Here is a 12,089-nt window from a genome sequence, read left to right on the forward strand (position 1 = left end):
CCGGACAGAGTCATTCCCGGACACAGGCCGCGCCCAGGGGTGCACGGTAAGGTGAGCCTAACCTGATTCGAGGAGGCTCCATGGCGTCACCCACGGCACCGGCGACCAAGCGCGGTGGCTCCGGCCACCGCCTGACCGTGCTGCGCTCCGAGCGGCTCACCCCGCACCTGGTCCGGATCGTCCTCGGCGGTCCCGGAGTGGCCGGCGTGACCGACAACGGCTACACCGACCGCTACGTCAAGCTCGCCTTCCGCCGGCCGGGCGTGGACTACCCCGAGCCGTTCGACGTCGGCGCGGTGCGCGAGACCATGCCGCGCTCCGACTGGCCGATCATGCGGACCTACACGGTCCGTTCCCTCGACCACGCCGCCGGCGAGATGGTCATCGACTTCGTCGTCCACGGCGATACCGGCGTCGCCGGACCGTGGGCGCTGGCCGCGCAGCCGGGCGACGAGCTCGTCCTGCAGGGCCCGGGCGGCGCCTACTCGCCCGCCGGGGACGCGGACGCCCACGTCATGATCGGCGACGAGGCCGCGCTGCCGGCCATCGCCGCGGCGTGCGAGCGGGTCGCCCCCGGCACGCCGGTGCACGCGTTCGTCGAGGTCGACGGTCCCGACGACGAGCTGACGCTCGACTGCCCCGGTGACCTGACGGTGCGCTGGGCCCACCGCGAGGCGGGCGAGGACGTCGTCGCCGCCGTCCGGGACGCCGCCTGGCCCGCCGGGCGGGTGCAGGCGTTCGTCCACGGTGAGACCAGCCAGGTGAGGGCGCTGCGGTCCCACCTGCTCGAGGAACGCGGACTGGAGCGCGAGCTGCTCTCGATCTCCGGCTACTGGCGCCGGGGCCTCGACGAGGAGGCGTTCCAGGCCGACAAGCGTGCGGGGAACGGCGTCGCGGCCTGACGGTGCTCACGGCATTCACTGGTCTGATCGGGTGAGGAGTGGGCGGCGGGGCCCGACGGTGTCATCGTGCGGGTCGCGGTTCCGACCCCCGGTCGAGCCGCACACCGGGTGCGGCCACACCGAGCGAGGAGACCCGCCGTGAAGTTCCTGCTGCTGACCCGCCACAACGCCGCCGAGACCGCCGTCCCCCCGATGACCGAGTGGGACCCCGCCGACGCCGAGGCCCACCTCGCCGCGCTCCGGGCGATCAACACCCAGCTCACCGAGAGCGGGGAGCTGCTCACCATGCAGGCGCTGGCCGACCCGGCGAGCGCCCGGGTGGTCTCGGGGATCGACGCCGGCGTCCCGATCGTCACCGACGGGCCGTACCCGGAGAGCACGGAGCTCTTCGCCGGCTACCAGCTCGTCGACGTGGTCGACGAGGACCGCGCCGTCGAGATCGCCGCCCAGGTCGCCGCCGCCCCCGGGCCGGGCGGGAAGCCCATCAACAACCGCATCGAGGTCCGCGCCGTGATGTTCACCTGGGCCTGACCGTGACGACCACCGGGGACCTCGAGGGCCTGCTGCGCGAGCACGCGCCGCGGGCCCTCGCGGCCCTCGCCCGGCGCCTCGGGGACCTCGCCGACGCCGAGGACGCCGTCCAGGAGGCCCTCATCGCGGCGGCCGGCGCCTGGCCGGAGCGCGGGGTGCCGGACGACCCGACGGCGTGGCTGGTCACCGCCGCCGTGCGCCGCCACGTCGACCGCGTCCGCAGCGACACCTCGCGGCGGGCCCGGGAGGACGCCGTGGTCGTCGCCGACCCGGGGCTCCCGTCGTCGCTGGCGCCCTCGCGCGACGACTCGCTCGCCCTGCTCTTCAGCTGCGCGCATCCGGCGCTGACCCCGTCGGCGGCGATCCCGCTGACCCTGCGCGCGGTCGGCGGCCTGGCCACGCCCGAGATCGCCCGGCTGCTCCTGCTCACCGAGCCCGCGGTGAACCAGCGGATCCACCGGGCCAAGCAGGCCGTCCGCGCTTCCGGGGACCGGTTCCGGCTCCCGACGCCGCAGGAATGGCCCGACCGGCTGCGCGCGGTGCTGCACGTGCTCTACCTGCTCGCGACGGTCGGGAACGGTCCCGACGACGCGGGCCCCCCGGAGGCCGCCGGCGAGGCGCTCCGGCTGCTGCGGGAGCTCGACCGGCTGCTGCCCGACGAACCCGAGGTCGGCGGGCTGCTCGCGCTGGTCCTGCTCACCGAGGCCCGGCGGCCGGCCAGGACCGGCCCGGTCGGCGAGCTGGTCCCGCTCGACGAGCAGGACCGCTCGGCCTGGGACGCCGCGCTGATCGCCGAGGGCACCGAGCGGGTGGAGCGGGCGATGCGCCGCGGCCGGGTCGGGGCGTACCAGTTGCAGGCCGCGGTCGCCGCCGTGCACGCCGAGGCGGCGGACTACCGCGACACCGACTGGCCCCAGATCGCCGGGCTCTACGAGGTGCTCGGCCGCATCGACCCGTCGCCGGTGGTGGCGCTCAACCGGGCCGTCGCGCTCGCCGAGGCGGGGGAGCCCCGGGCGGGGCTGGCGCTGCTCGACGCGCTCGACGGCGAGGCCGGCCGGCTCGGGCACCGGCTGCCGGCGGCGCGTGCCCACCTGCTGGTGCGCGCCGGCGACCTCGCCGCGGCCCACCACGCCTACGGCGCGGCCGCGGCCGCGGCGACCAGCGTCGCCGAGCGGGACCTGCTGGTGCTGAAGGCCGCGAGGTGCGCTCCGCGCCCGTGAGCAGAAATTGACGCTCCGGCGTCAATTTCTGCTCACATGGCCGGAGGCCACCTACGCCACATCTCAGCGACGGATGAGATGTCGCGCGTCGGCCCGGGTTAGGGTCGCGCCTCGTGGCATTCCCCTTCTCCGCCGTCGTCGGCCACCCGGACCTGCGGCTGGCCCTGCTGCTCTCGGCGGTCGACCCCGGGATCGGCGGCGTGCTGGTGCGCGGCGAGAAGGGCACCGCGAAGTCGACGATCGTCCGGGCGCTCGCGGACCTGCTGCCCGAGGTCACGGTGCGCGCGGGGGACCGCTTCGGGGTCGACGTCGAGGCCGGTGAGGAGAGCCCGGACGGCCCGTTCGGCCCCGAGGTGCCCGTCGAGCACCGTCCGGCCCGGCTCGTCGAGCTGCCCGTCGGCGCCTCCGAGGACCGGCTGATCGGGTCGCTCGACCTGCAGGAGGTCCTCGCCCACGGCCGCGGCTCGGTCCAGCCCGGCCTGCTCGCCGCCGCCCACCGCGGCGTGCTCTACGTCGACGAGGTCAACCTCCTCCACGACCACCTCGTCGACCTGCTCCTCGACGCCGCCGCCTCCGGGCGCTCGCACGTCGAGCGCGACGGGATCTCGTTCGCGCACCCGGCCCGGTTCCTCCTCGTCGGGACGATGAACCCGGAGGAGGGCGAGCTGCGCCCGCAGCTGCTCGACCGCTTCGGGCTCACCGTCGCGGTGACCGCCTCGCGGGAGGTCGGCGAGCGCACCGAGGTGGTGCGCCGCCGGCTGGCCCACGACGCCGACCCGGCCGGGTTCGCCGCCCGCTACGCCGACGCCGAGGACGAGCTGCGGGCCGCCCTGACCGTGGCCCGCGAGCGCCTCTCCGACGTCATGCTCGCCGACCGCGAACTGGTGCGGATCTCGGCGGTCTGCGCCGCGGTCGACGTGGACGGCATGCGCGCCGACGTCGTCGTCGCCCGCACCGCCGTTGCGCACGCGGCGTGGCGGGGGAGCGCCGCGGTCGACGTCGAGGACGTCCGCGCGGCGTCCCGGCTCGCCCTGCCGCACCGCCGCCGCCGCGACCCGTTCGACGAGCCGCACCTCTCCTCCGACGAACTCGAGAAGGCCCTCGAGCAGGCCGAACAGGCGGTCCAGGACCACGACGACGACCAGCCGCCGGACCCGCCCACCGGTGGTCCCGACGACGGTGGTCCCGACGACGACGGTCCGCAGGACCCCGGCCCCGACGACGGCGAGCCGCAGGAGGTCGAGGCGGACGACCAGGGTGACGAGGGAGTGCCGTCCGGCGCCCCGCCGTCGGGTGGTTCCGGCGACGGCGGCCCGACGGGGCAGGCCCCGGCAGAGTCCATGACCGACGGTCAGGGTCCTCCCGACCCGTCGTCGGAGGACGCCGACGCCGGTGCCGAGAACACTCCCGCCGGGACGGCCGACGAGCCGGCCGGTCGCCCGGTCGGCGCCCCCACCCCGACGCGGCTGCGCACGCGGCGCTTCGAGGTGCACGGCCTCGGCGAGGGCGCGCCCGGGCGCCGCTCCCGCTCCCGCGGACGACGCGGCCGCACCGTCCGCGCCGTCGTCGAGACCCCCGCCTCCGGTCCGGCGCCGCACCTGCCGGCGACGGTGCTCGCCTCGATCCGCGGCGGACGGCGCGGTCGTCCGGCGCCGGACGACCTGCGGCACGCGCAGCGTGAGGGCCGCGAGGGGAACCTCGTGCTGTTCTGCGTCGACGCCTCCGGCTCGATGGCCGCGCGGCGGCGGATGACCGCGGTGACCGGCGCGGTCGAGGCGCTGCTGCGCGACGCCTACCAGCGCCGCGACAAGGTCGGTGTGGTGACCTTCCGCGGGTCCGGCGCCACGCTCGCGCTGCCCCCGACGACGTCGGTGCACACCGCGCACCACCGCCTCGCCGACCTGCGCACCGGCGGCCGGACCCCGCTCGCCGACGGGCTGCGGACAGCGCGCCGGGTGCTGCGCGCCGAGCGGGTGCGCGACCCGCGCCGGCGCGGCCTGCTCATCGTGCTCACCGACGGGCGCGCGACCGTGTCGCCGCGGTCCGGGGGCGCCGGGGGCAGGCCGCTCGACGAGGCCCTCGACGCCGCGCGCGGGCTCGCGCGCGAGGCCGGGCCGGGCCGCGGCGGGGCGGCGATGAGCACCGTCGTCGTCGACTGCGAGTCCGGGCCGGTGAAGTTGGGCCTCGCCGGTCGGGTCGCCGGGGCGGCCGCCGGTGCGATCGTGACCCTCGACGAGCTGACCGGCGAGAGCGTGGCCGCGGTCGCCCGCGCCGCCGTCCAGCCCGCGCCGTAGTCCAGGAGGAACCACCATGCCGCAGGGCGTTCCCAGCACGGTGCCCGCCGACGGGCTCACCACCCGCCAGCGCCGCCGCCGTCCGCTCGTCGTCGTGCACACCGGACCGAACAAGGGCAAGTCGACGGCCGCGTTCGGGATGGCGCTGCGCCAGTGGACGGCCGGTTCGAGCGTGGCCGTGTTCCAGTTCGTGAAGTCGGCGAAGTGGCGGGTCGGCGAGGAGACCGCGCTCAAGGCGCTCGGCGAGCTGCACTCCGAGACCGGGCAGGGCGGGCCCGTCGAGTGGCACAAGATGGGCGAGGGCTGGTCGTGGTCGCGCAAGGCGGGCACCGAGGACGACCACGCCGACGCCGCCCGGGAGGGCTGGGCGGAGATCCGGCGCCGGCTGGAGTCCGGCGCGCACGACTTCTACGTCCTCGACGAGTTCACCTACCCGCTGAAGTGGGGGTGGATCGACGTCGACGAGGTGGTCGAGGTGCTGCGCGACCGGCCGGGGTTCCAGCACGTCGTCATCACCGGGCGGGACGCGCCGGACGCCCTCGTCGAGGTCGCGGACCTCGTCACCGAGATGACCAAGATCAAGCACCCGATGGACGCCGGCCAGAAGGGTCAGAAGGGCATCGAGTGGTGACTCTGCCGCCGCGGGTGGTGGTGGCGGCGCCGTCGTCGGGCAGCGGGAAGACGACGATCGCGACGGGACTGCTCGGCGCGTTCGCCGCCCGCGGCACCCGTCCCGCGCCCTTCAAGATCGGCCCGGACTACGTCGACCCCGGGTACCACGCGCTCGCCGCGGGCCGGCCGGGTCGCAACCTCGACCCGGTCCTGGTCGGCGCGGATCGCCTGCCCGGGCTCGTCGTGCACGGGACCCGGGGAGCCGAGCTCGCCGTCGTCGAGGGGGTCATGGGGCTCTTCGACGGCCGTCTCGTGCGTGCGTTTCCGTCCCAGGACGCGGAAACACACGCACGGGCGCGTAGCGCGAACGACGACGGGTCGACGGCGCACGTCGCGCGCGTGCTGGAGGCGCCCGTCGTGCTCGTGGTCGACGCCCGCGGCCAGCACCGGTCGATCGCCGCGCTGCTTCACGGGTTCGCCCACTTCGACCCCCGGGTGCGCCCGGCCGGCGTGATCCTCAACCGCGTCGGCACCGAGCGGCACGCCGAGGCGTTGCGGGCGGCCTGCGCGGAGGTCGGGATGCCGGTGCTCGGGGTGGTGCCCCGGCGCGCCGAGCTGGCCGTGCCCTCGCGACATCTCGGCCTCGTCACCGCCGCCGAGCACGGGGACGCGGCCCGCGCGGCGGTGGACGCGATGACGGCGCTGGTTGCCGAACACGTCGACCTGGACGCGGTGGAGGCGCTGGCCCGTCGTGCGCCGGCGACTCCCGCAGCGGCCTGGGACCCCGCGGCCGGGACGCAACGCCTCGACGGCCCGCCGCCGATCGTCGCGATGGCCGGCGGGCCCGCGTTCACCTTCGGCTACCCCGAGCACGCCGAGCTGCTCAGAGCGGCCGGCTGCGAGGTGGTGACGGTCGACCCGCTGCGCGACGAGGCACTGCCCGAGGGCACGGCCGGACTGGTGCTGCCCGGCGGGTTCCCCGAGGAGCACCTCGAGCCGCTCGCCGCGAACGCGCCGCTGCGCGAGGCGGTCCGGCGGTTCGCGCTCGACGGCGGCCCGGTGCACGCGGAGTGCGGCGGGCTCCTCTACCTCGGGCGCTCGCTCGACGGTGCCGCGATGTGCGGGGTCCTCGACGCCGACGCCGCGATGGGCCCGCGGCTGCACCTGGGCTACCGCACCGCGACGGCGGCCGCCGACTCACCCGTCGCGGCCGGCGCGGAGACCGTCACCGGGCACGAGTTCCACCGGACCGTCACCACCCCGAGGGCCGGCGCCACCCCGGCCTGGCACTGGTCGGCGCACGGGGGCGAGTCGGTCACCGAGGGGTACGTCGCCGGGAACGTCCACGCCTCCTATCTGCACACCCACCCCGCCGGTCGCCCGCACGCCGTCGCGCGGTTCGCCCGGGCGTGCCGCGCCCGATGACGGAACCGCTGGTCCTCGGGGTCGGCGTCGAGCCCGGGACACCGCCGGCGCACCTCGCCGACGCGGTCGCCGCGCTCGGCGAGGTGACGATCGCCGTCGTCGCCACCATCGACCGGCGCCTCGGCGAACCCTCGATCGACGCCGTCGCCGACGGTCGCACGTTGCTCGCCTACACGACCGAACAGCTCGACGCCGTCGTCGTCCCGAACCCGTCCGCCGTCGTCCGCCGCCTTACCGGCACCGGCAGCGTCGCCGAGGCTGCCGCGATCCTCGCGGCGCGCGCGACCGGCGGGGCCGGGGTGCTCGTCGTCGAGAAGCAGCGCGGGACCGGGGTGACGGTCGCGCTGGCGCGCTGACGCCGGGCTGCGCCCGCCGCGCGGCATGATCAGGGGCACGTCAGGCAGCTCCGAAGGGCCGCTGACCTGCGCAATGTGCCCCTGGTCGGCGGGCGGGGCCGGGCACGCCCGCCGGCCCGCCGAACCCGCTCAGTAGACCTCCGGCAGCAGCAGGTCGGCCGGCGGGTGCTCCGGCCGGTACTTGCCCGCGCGGGCGCCCTCGTGGATCTCGTCCGGCGACAGGCCCTGCTCGCGGGCCTCGAGGAGCTTGTCCGGGTCGAACCACTCGCCGATGGGGTTCTCGGCGAACTCGCGCGAGGCCCACATCCACTCCTTGGAGACCGCCCAGTCGCCGAACGCGTCGAACTGGATCTCGACGCCGTTGCCCTCCGGGTCGGCGTAGTACATCGACATCGTGATGCCGTGGTCGAGGCACATGAACGGCGTGATGCCGTGGCCCCGCAGCCGGGCGTAGTTGTCGAGCCACTGCCCGAAGCCCGCGTACTCGAACGCGGTGTGGTGCAGCCCCGCGCTGGTCGGCTTGTTCACCGGCTTGTGCACGGCCGGGTGGGCGATGAGCGCGATCCGGTGGTTGGCCTCGTCGTTGGTCAGCCAGGCCGCGCCCGCGGAGTAGTGCACCGGGTGGAGCCCGCAGACGATCCCGTACCAGCGGACCATCTCGTCGAGCTTGAGCGTCAGGAACGTCGCGTGGTGCAGCCGCGGCGGGATGATCGGGGTCTGACGGTTCTCGGTGGGCATCGGTGTCCTCCCGGTCATTGCGGACGGTCGAGGGTCGCGACCCACTCGAGGAGGGTCTCGACGTAGCGCTTCGGGTCGTGCTCGTGCATCGAGTGCGGCATGTCCGGGAAGGAGCGGTACTCGATCGGGGCGCCGGCGGCGGTGACGATCTCCCGCACGCGACGGGCCTGGTCGTCGGACGAGGCGCCGATCAGCCGGCCGGTCCCGTGGTCCACCGTCCGGAAGTGGTGGGTGAACAGCACCGGGACGCGGACCCGCGCGAGCATCGCGGCGTGGTCGCACGACGCCGTCGCGGCGCCGGTGACGAAGGCCCGCGCCCACTCGGGGTCGTACTCGCGGAGGTTCTGCGGTGGCCCCGCGTCGGGAGCCTCGGCGTCGTCGCTGGGCATCATCGCCGCGAGGCCGCGCAGCAGCTCCATGGGGATCTCGGTCGGCATGGCGCACAGGGCGCCGGGCCAGTCGCCGATCGACCACTGGTCGCCGAGCCACTTGTGCCAGCAGGCGAACAGCGGCCCGATCGCCTGCCCGATGCCGGGCCCGATCGCCGGCGTCCGCTCGCAGGCGAACAACGGCGGGTCCTCCCAGAGCGCGGCGCGGACCTGCCCGGGCTTCGCGAACGCCGAGAGCCACGCCGACAGCACGCCGCCCGAGGACAGCCCGCCCACCAGCGTCTCCCGGCCGATCACCAGGTCGATGAAGCGCACGAGGTCGCCGCCGAAGAGGTCGATCGTGTAGCGGCCCGGGGTCCAGGTCGAGCGGCCCTGCCCCCGCAGGTCGACGGCGTGCACGTGGAAGTGCTCGGCCAGCGGGCCCATCACCGGCTCGTAGCTCCACCAGGACTGGGTCTGGCCGGGGATCAGCAGCAGCGCGGGGTTCGACGGGGCACCCGCCACCGCGTAGTTCATGCGGATCTCGCCGAGGTCGACGGTGTGCTCGTCGAACGTGTGCGGGACGAAGGTGCCGGGCCGGTCCTCGGCCTCGAGGTAGCCGGTCATGACACGAACCGCTGCCGCAGGTGCCCGATGCCGGTGCACCAGGACGTCAGCTCGTCGCCCTCGGCGAGGAAGCGCGGCGGCGTCATGCCCGCGCCGATGCCCGACGGCGTGCCGGTGAAGATCACGTCGCCGGGCAGCAGCGTCACGATCGCCGAGAGCTTCGCGACCAGCGCCGGGACCGAGAAGATCATGGCCGAGGTCCGGCCCTTCTGGACGCTCTCGCCGTTGACCAGGCAGCCCAGCTCGAGGTCGTCGGGGTCGATCCCGTCCGCCCGGAGCTCGTCGGTGGTGACCAGGGCCGGGCCGACGGGGGAGAAGCCGGGGAACGACTTGCCCATCCCGAACTGCGGCGGGGGTGCCGCGAACTGGGCGACCCGGTCGGAGAGGTCCTGGCCCAGCGTGAGGCCGGCGACGTGGTCCCAGCCGTCGGCCTCGGCGACCCGGTGCCCGCCCGCCCCGATCACCGCGACCAGCTCGACCTCCCAGTCGACGTTCCCGCCGGTCAGCCGGACGTCGCCGCGCGGGCCGGTGAAGCTGGACGCGTACTTGGTGAACACGACGGGTTCGTTCGGCAGCTCGAAGCCGGACTCGGCGGCGTGGTCGCGGTAGTTCAGGCCGATCGCGAAGACCTGGGTCGGGCGTGGGGTGACGGGCCCGAGCGCCGTCGGGTCGAGCGGTGCCGCCGAGGTGAACGACGCGGCCGCGGCCCAGGCCCGCAGCTCGTCCCACCGGGCGTAGACCGCCTGCGGGTCGGCGTCGAACCGGCCCCCGGAGGCGTCCGCGACGTCGATCCCGCGGGGCTCGTCGGGATCGGTGCCGGGCTCGAGCAGGGTGAGCCGGCCGCTGACAGTGGTGATTCGCATGCTGGAGGTCCTCCCGACCCGTCAGACCAGCGCCGTCACGCCGTCGGTCAGGCCCAGCAGGGCCCGGCCGTACACCTCGGTCGAGATCGCCGGGCTGATCACCGCGTGGCGCGACGCGACCTCCGAGTCCCGCCAGATCCGCTGCAGCGGGCTGGTCTCCGCGAACGACGACGCGCCGTGGGCCGAGACGAGCACGCGGATGGCCTCGCGGGCGTTCTCGATCGCCGCGCCCGTGTCCATCCGGACGCGGGCCCGCGCCGCGTAGTCGGGATAGACGCCGTCGACGGCGGCCTGGTCGATGTCGGCGGCCGCGCGGTAGGCGAACAGGTGGGCCGCGTCGACCAGCGAGGCGGCCTTGGCACCGCGAGCTGCACCGTCGGCGCCTCGGTCTGGACCTCGTAGAACGTGTACGAGATCGAGCGCTTCGGCGCCTTCTCGATCACCAGGTCCAGCGCGGCCTGGGCGAGCCCGAGCTGCGGGCCGGCCAGCACGAGCGCCGCGACCGGGATGAATGCCGAGCGGTAGAGCGCCTCGTCGGTGTGCTCCGTGGCGTAGCGGCCGCCGATCGCCGCCGGGATCGAGATCACCCGGTGGCCGGGGACGAAGACATCCCGGGCGACGAGCGTGTTCGACCCGGTCCCGCGCATGCCGGCGACGTACCAGGTGTCGGAGATCGACAGCTCGCTCATCGGCACCAGCGCCAGGCCCTGGTCGACGATCTCGCCGCGCTCGTCGGGCACCGGGAACCCGACGACGGCCCACTGCGCGTGCAGGCAGCCCGATGCCCAGCCCCAGGACCCGGACAGGCGGTACCCGGCCTCGACCCGCGTCGCCTCGCCGGTCGGGGCGAGCACGCCGGCGATGCGGTCACCCGGGGAGTCCGCCCAGAGATCGCGCTGCGCCCGGTCCGGATAGAGACCGGCGAAGAAGGAGCAGACGTTCATCAGCGTCGCGGCCCACGACGTCGAGCCGCAGCCGCGGGCGAGCTCGCGGGAGACCTCGAGCTTGGTGCGCATGTCGGTCTCGAGCCCGCCGAGCCGCCGCGGCTTCATGATCGCGAACAGGTCGGCCCGGTCGATCAGCTCGATGTTCTCCTCGACCACCCGACGGTCGGCCTCGGTCTGCGCGGCGTTGCGGGCGAGCACCGGGACGATCTCGCGGGCCCGTCCGACGAGCTCCGCGCGCAGGGCACGGGCCTCGTCGGACGTGCCGGGACGGTCGAGCGAGCAGTCGGACATCGACGTCGAGGACATGCGGGCACCTCCGGTCGGTGGTCACGGACGGCGTGACCTGCGCCACGCTCGACGCTAGGGCGCTAAGTTATAAGTTGTCAATCTGCGCTACGCTGCTCCGCGTACCGGGAGATCACGGGGGTGGGCGTGGCGGGCGATGCGGGTTCCGGGGTGCGGTCGGTGGCCTCGCGCAAGGCCTCGGCGGTCGACCTCGTGCTGCACGAGATCCGGCGCTCGATCCTGTCCGGCGAGCTGCCGCCCGGGCAGCCGTTCACGGTCCCGGCGCTGACCGAACAGCTCGGCGTCAGCCACGTCCCGGTCCGTGAAGCGCTACGCCAGCTCGAGGCCCAGGGGCTGATCACCCTGAGCCCGTCGCGCAGCGCGATGGTCACCCCGCTCGACGCGGACGACCTGCGCGCGATCTACCGGCTCCGGATCACCGTGGAGCCCGAGCTCGCCGCGCTCTCTGCGCCCGGCCGGACCGACGCCGAGGTCGACGAGCTCGACCGGATGGTCCGCGCGACCTTCGGCGAGGTGCTCGGCGAGGCGTTCTGGGCGCCGCACCGGGAGTTCCACGCCGCGATGATCGAGCCGGCCGCCAGCGGCTGGGACCGCCGGATGCTCGCCCCGCTGTGGGACGCCTCGGAGCGCTACACGCGGCTGGTCTTCGACCCCGTCGGCGCCCCGGAGTCGTTCGCCGCGCACCGGGCGCACGCCCACGACGAGCTCGTGCGCGCCGCCCGCTCCCGCGACCAGGAGCAGGTCCGGGCCGCCGTGCGCGAGCACCTCGAGAACAACCTCGCGACCATGCTCGAGGGGATGCGCTCGCTGGACGCGACCCGTCGTCGGGAGTGGAGCGGGCAGGACGCCACGGCGTGAACCGGACGGCGCGTCGCAGACCCGGCGAAACCCCCGTTGACC

12 protein-coding genes and 1 pseudogene are annotated in these 12,089 nt (G+C 75.2%); 8 read left to right on the plus strand and 5 right to left on the minus strand.

Going from position 1 to position 12,089, the window contains the following annotated elements; all coding sequences use genetic code 11:
• The first annotated feature begins 80 nt into the window (after positions 1–80).
• The 7 genes from LQ327_RS27695 to LQ327_RS27725 all read left to right on the plus strand — a co-directional run bounded on the left by LQ327_RS27695 (position 81) and on the right by LQ327_RS27725 (position 7,340).
• Positions 81–902 carry a siderophore-interacting protein gene (locus LQ327_RS27695; RefSeq protein ID WP_230739036.1) on the plus strand — a complete coding sequence of 274 codons (822 nt, stop codon included), beginning with the start codon at positions 81–83 and terminating at the stop codon, positions 900–902.
• A gap of 138 nt (positions 903–1,040) precedes the next feature.
• Positions 1,041–1,433 carry a YciI family protein gene (locus tag LQ327_RS27700; RefSeq protein WP_230739037.1) on the plus strand — a complete coding sequence of 131 codons (393 nt, stop codon included), beginning with the start codon at positions 1,041–1,043 and terminating at the stop codon, positions 1,431–1,433.
• A gap of 2 nt (positions 1,434–1,435) precedes the next feature.
• On the plus strand, positions 1,436–2,653 hold the full coding sequence (locus LQ327_RS27705; protein ID WP_230739038.1) for an RNA polymerase sigma factor: 1,218 nt from the start codon (positions 1,436–1,438) through the stop codon (positions 2,651–2,653).
• A gap of 113 nt (positions 2,654–2,766) precedes the next feature.
• Complete coding sequence (locus tag LQ327_RS27710) at positions 2,767–4,947, plus strand: VWA domain-containing protein (protein WP_230739039.1); 2,181 nt, start codon at positions 2,767–2,769, stop codon at positions 4,945–4,947.
• Between the two features lie 16 nt (positions 4,948–4,963).
• Positions 4,964–5,578, plus strand: coding sequence for a cob(I)yrinic acid a,c-diamide adenosyltransferase (gene cobO / locus LQ327_RS27715; protein ID WP_230739040.1), 615 nt, complete (start codon positions 4,964–4,966; stop codon positions 5,576–5,578).
• A 2-nt stretch (positions 5,579–5,580) separates the two neighbouring features.
• The gene (locus LQ327_RS27720; RefSeq protein ID WP_230739284.1) at positions 5,581–6,984 is read left to right on the plus strand and encodes a cobyrinic acid a,c-diamide synthase CobB; all 1,404 of its coding nucleotides are present in this window, start codon (positions 5,581–5,583) and stop codon (positions 6,982–6,984) included.
• Positions 6,981–7,340 carry a cobalamin biosynthesis protein gene (locus LQ327_RS27725; protein WP_230739041.1) on the plus strand — a complete coding sequence of 120 codons (360 nt, stop codon included), beginning with the start codon at positions 6,981–6,983 and terminating at the stop codon, positions 7,338–7,340. The genes LQ327_RS27720 and LQ327_RS27725 overlap by 4 nt, the downstream gene beginning before the upstream one ends.
• 129 nt (positions 7,341–7,469) lie before the next feature.
• Here the strand turns inward: LQ327_RS27725 and LQ327_RS27730 are convergent, their stop codons facing one another.
• From LQ327_RS27730 to LQ327_RS35340, 5 genes and pseudogenes are all read right to left on the minus strand, one after another.
• Positions 7,470–8,078, minus strand: a complete 609-nt coding sequence (locus LQ327_RS27730) for a VOC family protein (RefSeq protein WP_230739042.1) — start codon at positions 8,076–8,078, stop codon at positions 7,470–7,472.
• Positions 8,079–8,092: 14 nt separating this feature from the next.
• Positions 8,093–9,073: an alpha/beta fold hydrolase gene (locus LQ327_RS27735; RefSeq protein ID WP_230739043.1), complete on the minus strand. Its 981-nt coding sequence runs from the start codon at positions 9,071–9,073 to the stop codon at positions 8,093–8,095.
• Positions 9,070–9,936 carry a fumarylacetoacetate hydrolase family protein gene (locus LQ327_RS27740; RefSeq protein ID WP_230739044.1) on the minus strand — a complete coding sequence of 289 codons (867 nt, stop codon included), beginning with the start codon at positions 9,934–9,936 and terminating at the stop codon, positions 9,070–9,072. Before LQ327_RS27740 ends, LQ327_RS27735 begins: the two co-directional genes overlap by 4 nt.
• 21 nt (positions 9,937–9,957) lie before the next feature.
• On the minus strand, positions 9,958–10,698 hold the full coding sequence (locus tag LQ327_RS35335; RefSeq protein ID WP_372460771.1) for an acyl-CoA dehydrogenase family protein: 741 nt from the start codon (positions 10,696–10,698) through the stop codon (positions 9,958–9,960).
• 230 nt (positions 10,699–10,928) lie between these two features.
• Positions 10,929–11,189 (minus strand): annotated as a pseudogene (locus LQ327_RS35340) (hypothetical protein); the annotation flags it as partial.
• A 159-nt stretch (positions 11,190–11,348) separates the two neighbouring features.
• Here LQ327_RS35340 and LQ327_RS27750 point away from each other — a divergent pair.
• Positions 11,349–12,047, plus strand: a complete 699-nt coding sequence (locus tag LQ327_RS27750) for a GntR family transcriptional regulator (protein ID WP_230739046.1) — start codon at positions 11,349–11,351, stop codon at positions 12,045–12,047.
• Positions 12,048–12,089: the final 42 nt, after the last annotated feature.

Origin of the sequence: Actinomycetospora endophytica, assembly GCF_021026375.1 — a bacterium.
Classification (GTDB): domain Bacteria; phylum Actinomycetota; class Actinomycetes; order Mycobacteriales; family Pseudonocardiaceae; genus Actinomycetospora; species Actinomycetospora endophytica.

Coding starts and splice junctions, on each gene's coding strand:
- LQ327_RS27735 (WP_230739043.1), bottom strand. CDS start 9,073: ATGACCGGCTACCTCGAGGCCGAGGACCGGCCCGGCACCTTCGTCCCG.
- cobO (WP_230739040.1), top strand. CDS start 4,964: ATGCCGCAGGGCGTTCCCAGCACGGTGCCCGCCGACGGGCTCACCACC.
- LQ327_RS27695 (WP_230739036.1), top strand. CDS start 81: ATGGCGTCACCCACGGCACCGGCGACCAAGCGCGGTGGCTCCGGCCAC.
- LQ327_RS27725 (WP_230739041.1), top strand. CDS start 6,981: ATGACGGAACCGCTGGTCCTCGGGGTCGGCGTCGAGCCCGGGACACCG.
- LQ327_RS27730 (WP_230739042.1), bottom strand. CDS start 8,078: ATGCCCACCGAGAACCGTCAGACCCCGATCATCCCGCCGCGGCTGCAC.
- LQ327_RS27740 (WP_230739044.1), bottom strand. CDS start 9,936: ATGCGAATCACCACTGTCAGCGGCCGGCTCACCCTGCTCGAGCCCGGC.